At 54.9% G+C, this 18,614-nt stretch carries 14 protein-coding genes and 4 tRNA genes; 14 read left to right on the plus strand and 4 right to left on the minus strand.

What is annotated here, in order from left to right; translation table 11 throughout:
- Positions 1-106 precede the first annotated feature (106 nt).
- Positions 107-718 (plus strand): tRNA-(ms[2]io[6]A)-hydroxylase, encoded by a 612-nt coding sequence (locus tag QPL95_RS01665; RefSeq protein ID WP_303289275.1) that lies wholly within the window; start codon positions 107-109, stop codon positions 716-718.
- Here the strand turns inward: QPL95_RS01665 and QPL95_RS01670 are convergent.
- Positions 715-1,596 (minus strand): LysR family transcriptional regulator, encoded by an 882-nt coding sequence (locus QPL95_RS01670; protein WP_303289276.1) that lies wholly within the window; start codon positions 1,594-1,596, stop codon positions 715-717. The two genes, QPL95_RS01665 and QPL95_RS01670, sit on opposite strands and share 4 nt — an antisense overlap.
- A 140-nt stretch (positions 1,597-1,736) precedes the next feature.
- On the opposite strand from QPL95_RS01670, the gene QPL95_RS01675 reads away from it, so the two are divergent.
- Both QPL95_RS01675 and QPL95_RS01680 read left to right on the plus strand, forming a co-directional pair.
- Positions 1,737-2,507 carry a ferredoxin--NADP reductase gene (locus tag QPL95_RS01675; RefSeq protein ID WP_303289277.1) on the plus strand — a complete coding sequence of 257 codons (771 nt, stop codon included), beginning with the start codon at positions 1,737-1,739 and terminating at the stop codon, positions 2,505-2,507.
- Positions 2,508-2,763: 256 nt separating this feature from the next.
- Positions 2,764-3,537: a hypothetical protein gene (locus QPL95_RS01680; RefSeq protein ID WP_303289717.1), complete on the plus strand. Its 774-nt coding sequence runs from the start codon at positions 2,764-2,766 to the stop codon at positions 3,535-3,537.
- On the opposite strand, the gene lpxH is transcribed toward QPL95_RS01680, so the two are convergent.
- Together lpxH and QPL95_RS01690 are read right to left on the minus strand one after the other, a co-directional pair.
- On the minus strand, positions 3,532-4,257 hold the full coding sequence (lpxH, locus tag QPL95_RS01685) for a UDP-2,3-diacylglucosamine diphosphatase (protein ID WP_303289278.1): 726 nt from the start codon (positions 4,255-4,257) through the stop codon (positions 3,532-3,534). The two genes, QPL95_RS01680 and lpxH, sit on opposite strands and share 6 nt — an antisense overlap.
- Positions 4,254-4,754 (minus strand): peptidylprolyl isomerase, encoded by a 501-nt coding sequence (locus QPL95_RS01690; protein WP_303289279.1) that lies wholly within the window; start codon positions 4,752-4,754, stop codon positions 4,254-4,256. Before QPL95_RS01690 ends, lpxH begins: the two co-directional genes overlap by 4 nt.
- A 1,176-nt stretch (positions 4,755-5,930) precedes the next feature.
- Between QPL95_RS01690 and ltrA the strand changes: the two genes are divergently transcribed.
- From ltrA to QPL95_RS01710, 4 genes are all read left to right on the plus strand, one after another.
- Positions 5,931-7,712: a group II intron reverse transcriptase/maturase gene (gene ltrA, locus QPL95_RS01695; RefSeq protein ID WP_022988056.1), complete on the plus strand. Its 1,782-nt coding sequence runs from the start codon at positions 5,931-5,933 to the stop codon at positions 7,710-7,712.
- Between the two features lie 140 nt (positions 7,713-7,852).
- On the plus strand, positions 7,853-9,532 hold the full coding sequence (locus QPL95_RS01700; RefSeq protein ID WP_303289280.1) for a glutamine--tRNA ligase/YqeY domain fusion protein: 1,680 nt from the start codon (positions 7,853-7,855) through the stop codon (positions 9,530-9,532).
- Positions 9,532-10,917, plus strand: coding sequence for a cysteine--tRNA ligase (gene cysS / locus QPL95_RS01705; protein WP_303289281.1), 1,386 nt, complete (start codon positions 9,532-9,534; stop codon positions 10,915-10,917). Before QPL95_RS01700 ends, cysS begins: the two co-directional genes overlap by 1 nt.
- Before the next feature lie 152 nt (positions 10,918-11,069).
- Positions 11,070-13,241 (plus strand): malate synthase G, encoded by a 2,172-nt coding sequence (locus tag QPL95_RS01710; RefSeq protein ID WP_303289282.1) that lies wholly within the window; start codon positions 11,070-11,072, stop codon positions 13,239-13,241.
- 75 nt (positions 13,242-13,316) lie between these two features.
- On the opposite strand, the gene folD is transcribed toward QPL95_RS01710, so the two are convergent.
- Positions 13,317-14,174, minus strand: coding sequence for a bifunctional methylenetetrahydrofolate dehydrogenase/methenyltetrahydrofolate cyclohydrolase FolD (gene folD / locus QPL95_RS01715; RefSeq protein WP_303289284.1), 858 nt, complete (start codon positions 14,172-14,174; stop codon positions 13,317-13,319).
- A gap of 255 nt (positions 14,175-14,429) precedes the next feature.
- Here folD and QPL95_RS01720 point away from each other — a divergent pair.
- From QPL95_RS01720 to clpX, 7 genes are all read left to right on the plus strand, one after another.
- A tRNA-Pro gene (locus QPL95_RS01720) sits at positions 14,430-14,506 on the plus strand.
- A gap of 32 nt (positions 14,507-14,538) precedes the next feature.
- Positions 14,539-14,615 (plus strand) — tRNA-Arg (locus tag QPL95_RS01725).
- Between the two features lie 91 nt (positions 14,616-14,706).
- Positions 14,707-14,782 (plus strand) — tRNA-His (locus QPL95_RS01730).
- 61 nt (positions 14,783-14,843) lie between these two features.
- Positions 14,844-14,928 (plus strand) — tRNA-Leu (locus QPL95_RS01735).
- A gap of 217 nt (positions 14,929-15,145) precedes the next feature.
- Entirely contained in the window at positions 15,146-16,450 is a 1,305-nt protein-coding gene (tig, locus tag QPL95_RS01740; protein ID WP_303289285.1) for a trigger factor, read from the plus strand.
- A gap of 167 nt (positions 16,451-16,617) precedes the next feature.
- Positions 16,618-17,253, plus strand: coding sequence for an ATP-dependent Clp endopeptidase proteolytic subunit ClpP (gene clpP, locus QPL95_RS01745; RefSeq protein WP_303289286.1), 636 nt, complete (start codon positions 16,618-16,620; stop codon positions 17,251-17,253).
- 76 nt (positions 17,254-17,329) lie between these two features.
- Positions 17,330-18,613: an ATP-dependent Clp protease ATP-binding subunit ClpX gene (gene clpX / locus QPL95_RS01750; RefSeq protein WP_303289287.1), complete on the plus strand. Its 1,284-nt coding sequence runs from the start codon at positions 17,330-17,332 to the stop codon at positions 18,611-18,613.
- The last annotated feature ends 1 nt before the right edge of the window (position 18,614 follow it).

Here is an 18,614-nt window from a genome sequence, read left to right on the forward strand (position 1 = left end):
GCATTCTATAGGAAAGCACTTACAAAGTTAAGTTGGACAGAGGTCGGAGGGATCTGGTACCTGCGCTATACTGCGCGCTTTCCTGAACCTGACCCGATCGGATGATATGAGCGACGCCCTGCAAGAGATACATGATTTTTTACCTTGCCGAACGCCGGCAACCTGGATTGAGAATGCATTGGCTAATCAAGAGTTGCTGCTGATTGATCATGCACACTGCGAGAAGAAGGCGGCTTCAACCGCGCTTAGCCTGATGTATCGGTATGTGGACAACACCAATCTGCTCAACAAGATGTCGCGGCTGGCAAGAGAGGAGTTGCGGCATTTTGAACAGGTGTTGGCGATCATGGTCAAGCGGGGCGTGGCCTACACTCATTTGACGCCTTCTCGCTATGCGGCCGGGCTCAGGGAGCTCGTGCGCAAGGACGACCCGGGCCGTTTGGTGGATGTGTTGATCGTTGGTGCCATCATAGAAGCCCGCTCCTGCGAGCGCTTTGCTGCCCTGGCACCACACCTGGATGAGAAGCTGGCAGAGTTCTACAACAGCCTGCTGAAATCCGAAGCCCGGCATTACCAGGATTACCTGACGCTGGCGGTACAGGCCAATGGCGGTCCGGTGGATGAGCGGGTGGCGGAGTTTATGGCCATCGAACAAAAGCTGATTGAAGCGCCGGATTCCGAATTTCGGTTTCACAGCGGCCCGGTAAAGGCAAGCTAAAGCGCCTTGCAGAGCGACATCCAGCGGGCTATCCCTGCGCTGCGGTATTTCTGTTTGTGCAATATGAAGTAGAACTGCCGATCAAATGTCCTGTGCCTGGGGACCGCAAGTGGCACCAGGCTGCCACGTTTGAAAGCGTCCGCCAGGACTACTTTTGACAGGCAGCCAATGCCCAGATCTGCTTCTACGGCTCGCTTGATGGCTTCGGTATGCTCCAGCTCTAGGAGTACGTTCAGGTCCGGCAGCAGTCCATGCATGCCGCGTTCGAAACTCTGACGAGTGCCCGAGCCCTGCTCCCGCATGATCCAGACAGCCTGCCGGAGGTCGTCGTCGGTCAGCGCTTTCTTTTTAGCCAGCGGGTGAGTAGGTGAGCAAAATGCGACCAGCTGGTCTTCCCGCCAGGGTATCACTTCCAGTTCCGAGGCCTGCAGTTCGCCCTCAATAAGGCCGATATCCAGTTCAAAATCCTGTACACGTCTGGCGATAGTGCTGGTATTGGCTACTTCCAGAGATACTTTCGGCCGGGTAGGCGTATTCATGTATTGGGCCATCACGCCAACGGCCAGATAGTTACCTATGGTGAGTGTTGCACCCACTTTCAGGGCGCCCACTTCGGAGTGCTTGCTGAAGGCTTGCTCCAGTTCGGTGGCTTGCGCCAGCAAAGCTTCAGCTTTCGGCCGGTAGAGCCGGCCCAGTTCATTCAGTTGCAAGCGCTTGCCAACGCGGTCAAAGAGCTGGATGTCGAACTGGCTTTCCAGTTCTTTGAGGGCGCTGCTGGCAGCCGACTGGGACATTGAAAGCGAATCGGCGGCCCGGGTGATGTTCTGGAAATGGGCGGCGGCCAGAAAAACTTCAAGCTGACGAAAACTGTATTTCATGATTGACCCGGCAGGTTGAGTTTGTCTTATTTGTAAAATCGAATAGCATTATGAAAACATCCTGTTTTGTCGATTTCAAGCAAAAGCGTAAACTGTACGCAGACTAAACATTGAAAGATCCTGACCTTGAGAGGGCTCCCATGAGCAACCTGATGAAAGAAACGGTAACCAGTGTCCATCACTGGAACGATACCTTGTTCAGTTTCAAGACCAGTCGGGACCCGGGCTTCCGCTTCAAAAACGGGCACTTTGTCATGATCGGGCTGGAAACCGACGGCAAACCGCTGATGCGTGCCTACAGCATTGCCAGTGCCAATTACGAGGAAGAGCTGGAGTTCTTCTCGATCAAGGTGCCTGATGGCCCGCTGACCTCACGCCTGCAGCAGATCAAAGTGGGTGATGAAATTCTGGTCAGTCGCAAGCCCACCGGCACTTTGGTGTTGGACAACCTGCTACCTGGCCGGAATCTTTGGTTGATCAGCACCGGCACCGGGCTGGCACCGTTCATGAGTATCATCAAAGACCCGGAGGTCTACGAGGCTTTTGACCGGGTGATCCTGACGCACGGTGTTCGCTACATTTCCGAGTTGGCGTACCAGGGTGAGATCGAGGGACTGCCAGACAACGAATTCTTTGGTGAGATGGTGCAGGGTAAGTTGCTGTACTATCCCACGGTGACCCGCGAGCCTTTCCGCAATCAGGGCCGGCTCACCGATGCCATGGAAACCAACAAGATCACCCGGGATCTGGGCTTGCCGGATTTTGATATCGAGCAGGACCGGTTCATGATCTGCGGCAGCCCGAGTATGCTTAAGGACACCTGTGCCATTCTGGATAATAAGGGCTTTAAGGAAGCTCGTGGCGGAGATATGGGCCATTACGTCATCGAGCGGGCCTTTGTAGAGCAGTAATCCCCGGGCTCAGATGACAAGATTATGAAACCCTCTGGGCCTTTGGTTCAGGGGGTTTTCTGTATTAATCATAACCTGCTTTTGGGTGTGGCTCTGGGGTACGATCTGTATCATCAGGCCAGAGGCGACAGGTGACTTTTGCGGAAGGGGGAAGCGAGTGAGGCAGGCAATTCCGATCTCGGTGCTATTGGCTGTATTGGGGGTGGCCGGTTGTGATTCCGGCCCCGATCAGCCGGCGAATCAGCGCTCTGAGCCGATGGTTGAACCGGCCGGGGCTGATATTTCGCTGGCGCTGAAGCCGGCCCAGCTGGACTGGGTAGGGCAGAAAATCTTCCAGAATGAATGCGCCGGTAAGCTGGACTGCCTGGTGCACTGGAATGAAGGCGAGGCTTTTCCGTCCCTCGGGATTGGTCACTTTATCTGGTATCCGTCAGGGGTAGACGGGCGGTTTACAGAGAGCTTTCCTCAGTTGGTCCGGTACATGGTTCAACGTCAGGTGCCGGTGCCGGACTGGCTGCGCGGCCTGGAACCCTTTGATGCACCCTGGCCCGACCGGGAGGCGTTTCAGGCGTCAGAAGATTCCACCGACGTCGCGGAGTTGCGAGAGTTTCTGGCCGGAACCCAGGGTTTGCAGGCGGAGTTTATCTTCCGTCGTGCCCGGGCCTCCCTGGACAAGGTGATTGCCGCAGCGCCGGAGCCCGAGCGGGAATCGGTCAAAGCGTATCTTGAAGCCCTCAGTGTCACGCCGGGCGGGGTCTACGCGCTGATGGATTACGTCAATTTCAAGGGCGAGGGGCTGGCAGAATCCGAAAGGTATCGCGGGCAGGGTTGGGGGCTGTTGCAGGTTCTGTTGGAGATGGAGCCAGCGGCAGAGCAGTCGGTGCTGGATGCCTTTCGGGAAGCCGCAGGCCGGGTGCTTGCCCGGCGAGCGGAGAATGCCGAGGCAGCCATCGAGCGGGAGCGTTGGCTGCCGGGCTGGCTCAAGCGGCTGGAAACCTATAAGGAGCCGGTCAGCAGCTCAGGCTCATAGCGGGGCTTTTTTCAGCTCGGGTGCTTGGCTGGATGTTGCTTCGAGCCACCAAACGTGGCGGTCCCAGTCGCCCAGGACAATTCGTCGGGCGTCCTGGCCGTTCGCCTCCAGCTGATGGATAGCCGGCCGGTGTGTGTGGCCGTGAATCATCAGCTGAACGCCGTGATCTTCCAGCTCTCTGATCACTTCTTCCGGTGTGACGTCCATGATGGCCTCTGCCTTGCCCTGGTTTTTCGCCGTGGACAGTTCGCGCAACTGGCGAGCCATCTGTTGTCGATCTTTCAGGGGTCGCGCCAGCATCATTTTCTGCATCTGCGGGTTGCGCATGTTAGCCCGGAATTTCTGGTATTCCACATCCGCGGTACACAAGCTGTCGCCGTGCATCAACAGGGCGGGGGTGCCGTACAGGTCGATCACGGTGGGGTCATCCAGCAGAGTGGCACCGGCTCGGTGGCAGAAGTCTTCGCCGATCAGGAAGTCGCGATTGCCGTGCATCAGGAAAATTCGCGTGCCGCTGTCGCTGACGGCCTTCAAGGCCTGGGCCACCTGCTCCTGAAGCGGTGTGCGCTCATCGTCGCCAATCCAGGCTTCAAAGAAGTCGCCCAGAATGTACAGCTGCTCAACGCTCATGGCTCGGGTTTTCAGGAAGGCCAGAAACGCGTCCGTAATGTCCGGACGCGCTTCTTCCAGGTGTAAATCGGAGATAAACAGCGTGGTCACGCGTCCTCCAGGACCTCAGCTTTTTCGATAACCACATCTTCGAACGGAACGTCCTGGTGGCCGGCGTTCATGGTGGTGCGTACGGCACGGATCTGGTTTACGGTGTCCATGCCATCCACTACCTTGCCGAATACGCAGTAGCCCCAGCCCTCGGCATTCTTGGCCGTGTGATCCAGAAATCCGTTGTCTTGAACGTTGATGAAGAACTGGGCGGTGGCGGAGTGCGGGTCCATGGTGCGTGCCATGGCGACGGTGCCGTTTTTGTTGCTCAGCCCGTTGTCGGCTTCGTTCTGGATAGGATCGCGGGTTTTGCGCGGGGTCATGCCTGGCTCAAAGCCGCCGCCCTGAATCATGAAATTGCTGATCACACGGTGAAAAATCAGACCGTCGTAGAAACCGTCACGAACATACTGCTCGAAGTTTTTTGCGGTTTCCGGTGCGTTTTCGTAGTCGAGTTCGAGTTTGATATCACCGAGATTGGTTTTCAGCAGAATCATCAGGGTTTCCTGTAAATTGGGATAGAAGTGATTAAAGGAACTATTGTACGCAAGAGTTTCGTCCTGTACATGAGTCCTGTGCGGATTTGTGAGTATAATAGACGGTTTCGTGCGACACGTTATCGTGTCGTGTGATTGGTGGTAGCTAGCCTTGGCACCAGAAATCATTGATATTCAATGATTTGAAGCCGAAAATAGCATACTAAGCATAGCTGAATAGCTAAACTGGGCGAACAGCTCAGGAAAAATATCGGACCATCCGATACAAGAAATCTACGGCTATCCGATCAATAAGTGATCGATTTTCGTGATTTCTTAAAGCTGAAGGACAATTTTTTGTAAAAAATTGTTACAGAGTACGAAGCCCTACCTATAGGGGATCACGACCCCTACGGGGTTCGTGCGCCCTCTAAATAGGTTGCTGAGTGCAATGTCTCTAAAGTCGCGAGACTTGAGTGCTTAGTATCCAACCACGCGGAGCGAAAGCTCTGTCTGTTAATGTCCGGCTGATCGCCTGCCTGGCGAAAGGTATCGGATCCTCGCATGTACCTGCGAGTTCACTACGACGGCATGCTATTGGGGCCAACCCGATGGTGTGAAGCCCGTCTGACAATGTCGCATTCCCAGAGATTATCCAACTCGGCGACGAGATGGATATCAACTCCGAATCGCACGGAGTTGGTGCGGCTAGTGACCCCTCCCTACGGTTAACACATGTGAATCATCGACAAACCCATCGTAACTATTGACGGGCCTACGGCGATTATCGGCCCCAGCCAAAAATCGGCAACGCGGTTGGTCATTACTGTGGAACTAAGTGATGCGGTACCGAAGAACCGCCGGTGGATAGATGGAACCTACGGGGATGGATTGGTGACAGACAGGGAACGTGGAAACCCTGATCTCTGGCCCAGCAAAGGGCAGGCAACGCGCAAGCGAAGCTGATCAGAGTGAGGAGTAGGAAGGTGCAAAAAGCAAATGGCTGGCTGTAATGGCGAGCATAGCGGCTGAAACACGCCGACGTGGGAAACCATGGCTGACGTGCACCTGGTCTATTAGCGTGATGACACTTGCCGATTTCGGCGAGGATTAAAGCAACGAACCCGAGGGGGTAGATATCCCCCTCGGGGGACATCTGCCTCCGGAGGATTCTTTAAATTCCTCAAGGAGGACAGTATGAAAACAAATCTGGCTTACCCAGAAACGTCTGCGTCTTCCAGCAGCAGGGTAACATCTTGGCAAGAGGTTCCTTGGGCCACGGTGGAAACCACTGTTCGAAAAACGCAGTTGAGAATCGCGCAGGCGGCAAAAGACGAAAACTGGCGGAAGGTAAAACGCCTCCAACGGTTGTTAGTCAGCTCGTTCTACGGCCGATGTTTGGCCGTTAAACGAGTAACCGAAAACCAGGGCAAAAAAACGCCCGGAGTGGACGGTATCACCTGGGGGACGCCCAGTGCCAAATGGTGTGCTGTACAAAGTCTGTCAGAGAAACGCGGCTATCGACCCAAGCCCCTAAAACGGGTATGGATTCCAAAGCCCGGCAAAAAGGAGAAGCGTCCGCTTGGCATTCCAGTCATGCTGGATCGTGCCATGCAAGCGCTTCATCTCCTTGCCCTTGAACCCGTTGTTGAGGTCACAAGCGATCCGAAATCCTATGGGTTTCGACCAGATCGCTCGACGGCCGACGCGATGGTGGAGCTTTTCCATCTGCTGGCACCGCAAACCGGTGCGCAGTGGATTCTGGAAGCCGACATCAAGGGGTTCTTTGACAACATCAACCATGAGTGGCTGAGTCGCAATGTCTGTATGGACAAGGCAATCCTCAGAAAGTGGTTGAAAGCCGGGGTTATCGACCGGCAACAGTACTCGGCTACCACAGCCGGAACACCACAGGGCGGGATCATTTCGCCTAGCTTGGCAAACGCCACTCTGAACGGCCTGGAAGCTCAACTGAAATGCCATCTGGCTGATCAGCTTGGAAAAACAAAAGCCGGGAAGAGAAAGGTGCATGTGATACGGTATGCGGATGACTTCGTCGTACTAGCAGACTCCAAAGAGCTGTTGGCGGACGTCATCAAGCCTTGGATAGAGCAATTCCTTGCACAGCGAGGCGTTGAACTGTCACAAGCGAAAACGCACCTGACTCACATCACCGAGGGGTTCGACTTTCTGGGGTGGAATTTCAGAAAGTATGTGCCGAAATCGCCGTACCGGAAGCCAAAGCTGCTGATCAAGCCCTCAAAGAAGAGCGTGAAAACGTTCTATCGGAGGGTAAGCGATGTCATTAAAAGCAGCGGCGCGCTAACGCAAGAGGCGCTCATCGCGCAACTGAACCCGATACTGCGGGGGTGGGCCAGTTACCATTCCCCAGTCGTGGCGAAGGAAATCTTCAGTAAACTGGAAAATCTGATTTTCTGGCGACTCTGGAGGTGGGCAAAACGCAGGCATCCGAATAAGTCCGCTAATTGGATCAGGAAGAAATACTTCCATCACATAGGCGGTCGGAAACGGGTATTTGCGTACCCCTACATAAATCGCAGAGGGGAGAGGGCCTACCGGGAACTGTATTACCTGCCTGGAACGCCCATCGTGCGCCATAAACGTCTACCGGTTGATTATCAGCCCTATGACGTAGAGCACGAACTGAAGTGGGAAGCTCTCAGAGTTCAGCGGCAACGGCACAAACTGCGTTTCCGTAAACAGATCATGAGCCTGTATATCCGGCAAAAAGGACTCTGTGCACTCTGTGGGCAACCGGTGACGGAGGTAACAGGCTGGCACGACCATCACATCATTCGACGTGTGGACGGCGGCCCCGATACCTTACAGAATCGGGTACTACTTCATCCCAACTGCCACGCCCAGGTTCATAGCCAGGGCGGAACAAAGGTGACTCTTAAGTGGAGCGGCATTAGAATGCGCTCTACTGAGCGAGCTGCCGGTCAGGCGAAGGCCTGACTTAAATAGGCTTGAGCCGTATGCGGGGAAACTCGCACGTACGGTTCTTAGGGGGGGATGGGCCAGTAATGGCCTGTCCCTACCCGACACGGAGCCTCTGAATAGCTCCTCCATGATCCATTCCCGTTGACAGAGATTGTATGAGCGCCGAGTCGAAGAAAGCCCACAATTTTATTCAGAGCCTGATCGAAGACGCCATCGCCAAGGGTGAGCACACCGGCAAGGTCGTTACCCGGTTTCCGCCGGAGCCCAACGGCTACCTGCACGTTGGCCATGCCAAATCCATCTGCCTGAACTTCGGCATTGCCGATACCTTCGGGGGTGAGTGCAATCTGCGTTTTGATGACACCAACCCTGAAAAAGAAAGCCAGGAATACATCGACGCGATCAAGCAGGATGTGGAGTGGCTGGGATACAAGTGGGCCGATGAGGTTCGTTACGCGTCGGATTATTTCGATCAGCTGTACGCTTTTGCGGAAGAGTTGATTGAAAATGGCAAGGCCTATGTGTGTGCCCTGAATGCAGAGCAAATGGCAGAGTACCGGGGCTCTCTGAAAGAGCCCGGTCGGAACAGCCCTTACCGGGATCGTCCGGTCGAGGAAAATCTGCAGCTGTTCCGGGACATGCGTGCCGGCAAGTTCCAGAACGGGGAGCTGGTGTTGCGCGCGAAGATTGATATGGCGTCTCCCAATATCAACCTTCGGGACCCGATTCTGTACCGGATTCGCTACGCGGATCACCACCAGACCGGCGACAAATGGTGCATCTACCCGATGTACGACTTTACCCATCCGATCTCAGACGCACTGGAAGCTATCACCCATTCTTTGTGCACGCTGGAGTTTGAGGATCATCGCCCGCTGTACGACTGGGTGCTGGATAACATCACCATTCCGTGTCATCCGCGCCAGATCGAATTTGCCCGGCTCAACCTGAACTACACGATCACCAGCAAACGCAAACTGAAGCGCCTGGTCGACGAGAGTGTCGTCAATGGCTGGAACGATCCGCGCATGCCGACAATTTCCGGTATGCGCCGCCGCGGTTACACACCGGAATCCATCCGCACCTTCTGTGACATGATCGGCGTTAACAAGGCTGGCGGTACTGTCGATGTGGGCATGCTGGAGTACGCGATCCGCGAAGACCTGAATAACCGGGCGCCCCGCGCCATGTGCGTGATGCGCCCGCTCAAGGTGACGCTGACCAACTACCCGGCCGACAAATCTGAAACCCTGGTGTTGCCGGTGCACCCACAAGATCCCGGCATGGGTGAGCGGGAAGTGACCTGGAGCCAGACTCTTTACATCGATCGGGAAGATTTCGAGATGGAGCCCCCGCGCAAATGGAAGCGGCTGGCGCCGGACCAGGCAGTACGCCTGCGTGGCGGCTATGTGATGACCTGTCGGGAAGTGATTCGCGACGACAGCGGGGAGATTGTGGAGCTCAAGTGCGAGTACGATGCCAATACGCTGGGCGTTAATCCCGAGGGTTACAAGCCCAACGGCGTCATCCATTGGGTATCCGCAACAGACAGCGTCGAAGCCGACATTAATCTCTACGACCGTCTGTTCAACCACGAGTCTCCAGACAGCGATAAAGAGGGTGATCTGATGGATCATCTGAACCCGGAATCGCTGGTGGTCCTCAAAGGTGCCAGAGTAGAAAAGAGCCTGGCCGAGCCGCGTAATGACCTGCCGTATCAGTTCGAGCGCGAAGGGTACTTCTACTGCGATCAGGAGCTGACCGCCAGTGCCGGCAAGCCGGTATTCAATCGCACTGTCACCTTGAGGGATTCCTGGGGTAAGGGAGGCAAGTAATGCGTATCTACAATACGCTGACGCAGCAAAAGGAAGAGTTTAAGCCCATCGAGCCGGGCAAGGTGCGCATGTACGTCTGCGGCATGACTGTGTACGACTATTGCCATCTGGGCCATGGTCGGGTGCTGGTCGCTTTCGATGTGATCAGCCGGTACCTGCGCCATCGCGGTTACGATGTGCACTACGTGCGTAATATCACCGATATTGATGACAAAATCCTGGCCCGGGCCGATGAAAACGGCGAAATCTACTCTGACCTCACCGGTCGCATGATCAAGGCGATGCATGAAGATGAGGCCCGCCTGGGTGTGCTGTCGCCGAGCGAGGAGCCCAGAGCCACGGCGTTCATCGATGAAATCATCGCGATGATTCATAAGTTGATTGGCAGTGGTCATGCCTATGCTGCAGACAATGGCGATGTCTACTTCTCAGTAGATTCCTTTTCGGACTACGGCAAGCTCAGCAAAAAGAAGCTGGAAGATCTGGTGGCGGGTGCCAGGGTGGGGGTGCAGGAAGCCAAGCGCAGCCCTGCGGACTTTGCCTTGTGGAAGGCGGCCAAGCCGGGCGAGGTGAGCTGGGATTCACCCTGGGGTGAGGGGCGCCCGGGCTGGCACATCGAGTGTTCAGCCATGTCAACCAAATGCCTCGGGGATACGTTTGATATCCACGGCGGTGGGCCGGACTTGCTGTTTCCCCATCATGAGAACGAAATCGCTCAGTCTGAGTGTGCCACTGGCCATAAATTTGTGCACACCTGGATGCACGCCGGTGCCATTCGGGTGAATAAGGAGAAGATGTCCAAGTCCCTGGGCAACTTTTTCACCATTCGCGAAATCCTGGAAAAGTACCCGGCGGAAGTGGTGCGTTACTTCCTGGTGTCCAGTCATTACCGGAGCCAGGTGGATTATTCGGAAGACAGTCTGGCCGAAGCGGGGCGCACTCTTACCAAGCTTTATCATGCCTTGCGCGGTATCACGCCGGCGAAAGACAGTGATGTTCCGGAAGGCGATCACGACCGCCGGTTTGCCGAAGTGATGGATGATGACTTCAACACGGCCGGTGCCATTGCGGTGCTGCACGCGGTGGCGAATGACATCAATCACTACCGGCGGGAAGGTAACGAAGATCAGGCCAAGCGCAGTGCTGCGGTGCTTGTTCGCCTGGGGGGTGTGCTGGGATTGTTGCAACAGGATCCGGAAGCTTTTTTCCAGGCGGATACCGGGGGTGAGTTAAGTGCGGCCGATATCGAGGCCATGATTCAGGCCCGTGCGGAGGCCCGCAAAGCAAAGAATTTTGCCGAGGGTGACCGCATCCGGGACGAGTTGCTGGAGCAGGGTATTGTTCTGGATGACAGCCGCGAAGGCACCACCTGGCGCCGCGGCTGAGTTGAAAATTGCGCATAAAGTCGCATTGTGCTGCCCGGGAATGACCTTATAGGGATTCTCACGTATAATGCGGCGCTCAAATCATAGTGCCCCCGCATCGTCAGGTGCATAAAGGGGGAGTCGGGAAACATAACCCATTGAGGCAGATAACGATGACAGAACGCGTACAAATCGGCGGCATTCAGGTCGCGAAGAATCTGTATGATTTCGTGAATAACGAAGCGATCCCGGGTACCGGTGTTGACGCTGAAAAATTCTGGGCCGAGTTTGACAAGATCGTGAACGAGTTGGCCCCGCGCAACCGTGAACTGCTTGCCAAGCGTGATGCCATCCAGGAAAAACTGGATACCTGGAACCGTGACCACAAGGGTCAGAAGCTGGACATGGCTGAGTACAAGTCCTTCCTGAAGGACATTGGTTATCTGGTCAATGAGCCGGACGACTTCAGCATCTCCACGTCCAATGTCGATCCGGAAATTGCCACCATGGCCGGCCCGCAGCTGGTTGTGCCGGTGATGAATGCCCGCTTCGCCCTGAACGCTGCCAACGCACGTTGGGGTAGCCTCTACGATGCTCTTTACGGCACGGATGCACTGCCGGAGGACAACGGTGCCGAGAAGGGTCGTGGCTACAACCCGGTTCGTGGTGCAAAAGTCATTGAGTGGGCTCGTAACCTTCTGGACAGTTCTGCGCCCCTGGCTTCCGGTAGCCATAAAGATGCTGCCAAGTACTATGTGGATGGCGGTAAGCTGGCAGTCAAGCTGCAGAACGGCGAAGTAACCGGGCTGAAAGACGAGTCCGGTTTTGTGGGCTATGTCGGTGCAGCGGGCGAGCCGACCGGGCTGTTGCTGGTCAAGAACGGTATGCATTTTGAGATCCAGATCGATGCCAGTCATCCAATTGGCAAAGACGACGGTGCCCATGTAAAAGATGTTCTGATGGAGTCTGCCCTGACTACCATCATGGATTGCGAAGATTCCGTTGCGGCGGTAGACGCTGAAGACAAGGTTCTGGCCTACAAAAACTGGCTGGGCCTGATGAAGTGTGACCTGCAAGAGTCCTTCGAAAAAGGCGGCAAGCAGATGACTCGCCGTATGAATCCGGACCGCACCTATACCGCGGCTGACGGCGGCGAGCTGACCCTGAAAGGTCGCAGCTTGATGTTTGTGCGCAACGTGGGTCATCTGATGACCAATCCTGCTGTCCTGTTGCAAGACGGCAACGAAATTCCGGAAGGCCTGATGGACGGTCTGCTGACCTCCCTGATTGCCATCCACGACCTCAAAGGTAATGGTCAGTTCCAGAACAGCACCAAGGGTTCTGTGTACATTGTTAAGCCGAAGATGCATGGCCCTGAAGAAGTGGCGTTTACCAACGAGTTCTTCGGACGTGTTGAAGACGCTCTGGGCCTGCCCCGCTTTACTCTGAAAGTCGGGATCATGGACGAGGAGCGTCGTACCACGGTTAATCTGAAGGCCTGTATCCATGCGGCCAAAGAGCGTGCGGTCTTCATCAACACCGGTTTCCTGGATCGCACCGGTGACGAAATGCACACCTCCATGGAGCTGGGGCCGTTCATCCGTAAAGGTCAGATGAAGCAGGCTGCCTGGATCAATGCTTACGAGCAGTGGAACGTGGACATTGGCCTGGAAACCGGTTTCTCAGGTGTTGCCCAGATTGGTAAAGGTATGTGGGCCATGCCGGACCTGATGGCCGGTATGTTGGAGGCCAAGATTGGTCATCCGAAATCCGGCGCCAATACTGCCTGGGTTCCGTCGCCGACAGCCGCCACTCTGCATGCCACGCACTATCATCAAGTCAATGTCTTTGATGTGCAGAAAGAGCTGGCTAACCGTCAGCGCGCCGCGCTGGACGACATCCTGACCGTGCCGGTGATGGATGATCCGTCTTCGCTGACCGCTGAAGACATTCAGCAGGAGCTCGATAACAACGCCCAGGGCATCCTCGGCTATGTTGTGCGCTGGGTTGACCAGGGTGTTGGCTGCTCCAAGGTGCCAGACATCAACGACGTTGGTCTGATGGAAGATCGTGCAACCTTGCGTATCTCTTCTCAGCTGTTGACCAACTGGTTGTACCACGGTATCTGCACGGAAGAGCAGGTCATGGAAACCATGAAGCGCATGGCTGCGGTAGTGGATCGCCAGAACTCGGGTGACCCGGCGTATCGCAACATGGCTCCGAACTTTGACGGCATCGCCTTCCAGGCAGCGCTGGACCTGGTTCTCAAGGGTCGTGAGCAGCCGAACGGCTACACAGAGCCGCTGCTGCACGCTTATCGCCTGAAGGTGAAAGCGGGCCAGTAACAGGCTCCAGTATCAAAAAACCCCGCTTCGGCGGGGTTTTTTGTGGGGGTAGATCTTTTGTCGTTGGGTCTTTTTTCAACCCTCGTGCAGCTCGTCTGCGGCGTAAAGGGTGTTTTCCAGCAGTGTGGCAATGGTCATCGGGCCAACCCCTCCGGGTACCGGTGTGATGTAAGCGGCGCGCTCAGAGGCTGCTTCGAAATCAACGTCGCCGCGCAGTGTGCCGTCTTCCATGCGGTTAATGCCCACATCAATGACCGTGGCGCCGGGCTTCACCCATTCGCCCTTGATGATGCCGGGTTTGCCCACCGCGGCGATCAGAATGTCGGCTTCGCTGACAAACTTCTCGAGATTATTGGTGAAGCGGTGGCATACCGTTGTGGTGGCACCTTTCAGTAACAGTTCCATGCTCATGGGGCGGCCAACAATGTTGGAGGCGCCCACAATTACCGCGTGCTGGCCCTTGTAGGGGGTGTCAATGGAGTCGAGCAGGGTGATGACACCGGCAGGGGTGCAGGGGCGCAGGGCAGGCTTGCGTTGCATCAGTCGCCCGATGTTGTAAGGGTGGAAGCCGTCTACATCCTTGTCAGGGCGAATCTTTACCAGAATGGGGTCAGCGTCCAGGTGCGAAGGCAGGGGGAGCTGGACCAGGATGCCATCGACGGCAGGGTTCTCGTTCAATTCATCGACCAGTGTTTCCAGAGCTTCCTGAGAGGTGTCTTCCGGCAAGTCATAAGATAGCGACAGTACGCCCGCTTCATCGCAGGCTTTGCGCTTGTTGCCGACATAGACTTGCGAGGCCGGATCGTTGCCGACCAGGATGACCGCCAGGCCGGGCGCCCTGAGGCCTTTCTGTATGCGGGTTGCAACGCCGGTTGCTACGCGTTGCCGGACTTGGGCGGCGATCTCTTTTCCGTTTATCAGTTTGGCGCTCATGATTCCATCTTGTCGGTTGGGCATGAATAAGGGTGAAGTGAAGGCTGGGCATTGTCTCATGCTTCGGCAGTAACGCCAACGTGGAGCGGGGTTATGTTGCGGGTGATAGGGGTGTAGACCGGGGTGATGTCGGGGCAGCTGCTGATCATCAAAATCAACGAATTATCGATAATTTTCAAAATCCGTGTTGACGGATGCCCAAGGCGCCGGTAATATGCGCGCCAACTTTGCTGAAGCACTTGTTGTTCAGTTAAACGGGGTATAGCGCAGTCTGGTAGCGCGCCTGCTTTGGGAGCAGGATGTCGGGAGTTCGAATCTCTCTACCCCGACCATTTTCTGGATGTTCAGGTGGGCGAACGGTCAAGCGCCCGTAGCTCAGCTGGATAGAGCACCCGCCTTCTAAGCGGGTGGTCGCAGGTTCGAGTCCTGCCGGGCGCGCCATTGAGTCGTCGGTCTGGTCAGGACCGAAATCGCCAAACCAGCAAAGTTGAAGTAGACAGATGTCAGTGCTCAAATGCACTCTTCTGATGTGGTGGACGTAGCTCAGTTGGTAGAGCTCAGGATTGTGACTCCTGCGGTCGAGGGTTCGATCCCCTTCGTCCACCCCACTTTTCCCCTGTTTTGATGTCCACGTGTGCTGTTGTCAGATGTCAGCATATGGCCGGATGCGCGAGAGTGGCGGAATTGGTAGACGCACTGGATTTAGGTTCCAGCGGGGAAACCTGTGAGAGTTCGAGTCTCTCCTCTCGCACCACCCTTTCTTTTTTCTGATTTGTCCCCATCTTTAAATTAATCCGGTTGTGGCGCTGGTCTCAAACCGCTATTCAGGTTTGTCGGGTGATTCTCTCGGCAGGGTAAACCGTGATAAACTACCGGCTTTTAATTTTGCGTCCCTTTTGGGTGAGTAGCCCTTTTCGGGATTTTGTTATAATTTTCATTCACATACAGAATCTGTAATTTGAGGATCTTCCATGCAAGTGTCTGTTGAAACGACCTCTAACATCGAGCGTCGCATGACGATTGGTGTGCCCGCCCAGGAAATTGATCAGGCGGTTCAGAAACGCCTGCAGGAAACTGCCCGTACTGTACGCCTGAACGGTTTCCGCCCTGGTAAGGTGCCCATGAGCGTGGTCAAGCGTCGTTTCGGTGACAGCGTCCGTCAGGAAATTGTGGGCGAGGTCATGCGTGACAATTACATCAAGGCACTGCAGGAGCAGGACATCAATCCGGCGGGCTGGCCGAAGTTTGAGCCGAAGACCATGGAAGAGGGTAAAGACCTCGAGTTCGTGGCCATTTTTGAAGTGCTCCCGGAAATCGAGCTGGGTGATCTGAGCAAGGTCAGCGTTGAAAAGCCGGTTGCCGAAGTGACTGATAAAGATATCGAAACCATGATCGATAATCTGCGTCGTCAGCAGGCGCCGTTGAAAGAAGTGAAGCGCAAGTCCAAGAACAAGGACATTGTGACCATCGATTTCAAAGGCTCCATTGATGGTGAAGAATTTGAAGGTGGCGCAGCTGAGGGGCACCGCCTGACGCTGGGTTCAGATCAGATGATTCCGGGCTTCGAGAAGGCCATTGTCGGCGGTAAAGCCGGTGAAGACCTCGAGATCGAGGTAACCTTCCCTGAGGATTACCACAATCAAGACCTGGCCGGTAAGCCTGCCAAGTTCGATATCAAGATTCACAAGGTAGAAGAGCCTCAGTTGCCGGAGCTCAACGCCGAGTTTTTCCAGAAGTTTGGCATTGAGGCTGTAGACGAAGCAGCGTTCCGTGAAGAAGTGAAAAAGAACATGGAACGTGAGCTGAAGCAGGCGGTTTCCAACAAGGTCAAGAACGACGTTGTTGAAGGTCTTCTGGAGACCACTGAGCTGGACGTACCCGCTTCTTTGGTTGATCAGGAAATTGATCGTTTGCGCCAGGAAGCGGTTCAGCGTTTCGGCGGACAGGTCGATTTCCAGCAGCTGCCTAAGGAAATCTTTGAAGACCAGGCCAAGCGCCGTGTTAAAACCGGTCTGCTGTTCCAGGAAGTTGTGAAGAAGAATGACCTGAAGGCAGACGCCGCCAAAGTTGAAGAAAAAATTCAGGAAATTGCTTCCACCTACGAGCAGCCTGAAGAGGTGGTTGCCCACTTTAACAGCAGCCCGGACCAGAAGAGCCAGGTTGAGTCTGTGGTTCTGGAAGAAGCCGTTGTTGACTACGTGCTTGCCCAGGCCAAGGTGAAAGAGACCAAGATGAAGTACGAGGAAGCAGTCAAAGCTGGTCAGCCCCAGCGTTGATGGCCCGGGCGTTTTAGTCCGGAGTCGCTTTCTGGAAACAGCCGGCGTGTCCGGCTGTTTTCATCTGGACTCAGTGGTGGCAGAGTATAAGGGTATCCAGGTGATACAATTTGGATGTCCTGCCTCAGGAGTCCATGCCCATAGTCTTTAAGGAGCTCAGGCAACACATGACGCAAAAACCGTTTGATGGCCCTACAATGATAACCAGCGCTGGTCTGGTGCCGATGGTAATTGAACAGACAGCAAGGGGCGAACGTTCGTTTGACATCTACTCCCGTCTGCTCAAAGAGCGGGTGATTTTTTTGGTTGGGCCGGTGGAAGATCACATGGCCAACCTGGTCGTTGCTCAGCTGTTGTTCCTCGAGTCCGAAAATCCGGATAAGGACATTCACCTGTATATCAACAGCCCGGGTGGGTCTGTCACGGCGGGTATGTCGATCTACGACACCATGCAGTTCGTGAAGCCCGATGTGGCGACCTTATGCATTGGTCAGGCAGCGAGCATGGGCGCATTTCTGCTCGCCGGCGGCGCAAACGGCAAACGCGCCTGCTTGCCAAATTCCCGCGTAATGATTCACCAGCCGTTGGGCGGTTATCAGGGCCAGGCTTCAGATATTGAAATTCACACACGTGAGATTCTCAAGATTCGTCATACCCTGAACTCGATATTGGCCGAGCACACAGGCCAGGATCTCGAAACCATCGGGCGGGATACGGATCGCGATAATTTCATGGATCCGGTCCAGGCTAAAGAGTACGGGTTGATTGATACAGTACTTGATAAGCGCGTACCGAATAAATAATACTGAAAGTCATCGCATCATCCCTGGCCTGCGTATCCACCTTTAACGCAGGCCAATGAAGAACAGAGGTATTTCAATGGCAGATGAAAGAAACGGCAGAGGCGACGATAACGGCAAGTTGCTCTACTGCTCGTTTTGTGGAAAGAGCCAGCATGAAGTCCGTAAGCTCATTGCAGGGCCCTCGGTGTTCATCTGCGACGAGTGTGTTGATCTGTGCAACGATATTATTCGGGAAGAAATTCAGGAAAATGCCCAGGAAGACACCAGTGATCGTCTTCCCGTGCCGGCAGAAATCCGTGAAACCCTGAATGAATATGTGATTGGGCAGGATCGCGCCAAGATTGTGTTGTCTGTCGCTGTCTATAACCACTACAAGCGCTTGCGTTACGGCGAGGGCAAGAGTGATGTCGAGTTGGGTAAGAGTAACATTCTGCTGATCGGTCCGACCGGTAGCGGTAAGACCCTTCTTGCTGAAACGCTTGCGCGTATGCTCAACGTACCGTTTACGATTGCTGATGCAACCACACTGACCGAAGCCGGTTATGTGGGTGAGGATGTCGAGAACATCATCCAGAAGCTGCTTCAGAAGTGCGATTATGATGTGGAAAAGGCCCAGCGCGGTATTGTCTATATCGATGAGATTGACAAGATTTCCCGTAAGTCTGATAACCCGTCCATCACTCGGGATGTGTCCGGTGAGGGCGTTCAGCAGGCCTTGCTCAAGCTGATCGAGGGGACGGTTGCGTCGGTTCCGCCCCAGGGTGGCCGCAAGCATCCCCAGCAGGAATTTTTGCAGGTTGATACCGGCAATATTCTGTTCATCTGTGGTGGTGCGTTCGCTGGTCTGGAAAAGGTTATTCAGGAGCGTTCCGAGCGCAGCTCCATCGGTTTCTCGGCAACGGTGAAGAGCCAGGACGACAGCAAGAGTGCTGGCGATATCATTCAGGACGTGGAAACCGAGGATCTGGTCAAGTTTGGCCTGATTCCTGAGTTTGTTGGTCGTCTTCCGGTTGTGGCGACGCTGACCGAGCTGGATGAAGATGCACTCGTGCAGATTCTTACGGAGCCAAAGAACGCCCTGACCAAGCAGTATCAGAAACTCTTTGATCTGGAAGGTGTTGAACTGGACTTCCGTGAAGACGCCCTCAGGGCAGTGGCCCGAAAGGCTATGGCTCGCAAGACCGGTGCCCGCGGTCTGAGATCGATCATGGAAGCAACCTTGCTCGACACCATGTATCAGATTCCGTCTGAACATGATGTGTCAAAGGTTGTTATTGATGAGAGTGTGATCAGCGGCGATTCAGAGCCGTTCAAGATCTACGCGAGAAGCGATCACGCCAAAGCGGCGTCAGAAGATTGAT

The organism is Marinobacter sp. SS5-14b, assembly GCF_030541005.1.
Lineage (GTDB): Bacteria > Pseudomonadota > Gammaproteobacteria > Pseudomonadales > Oleiphilaceae > Marinobacter.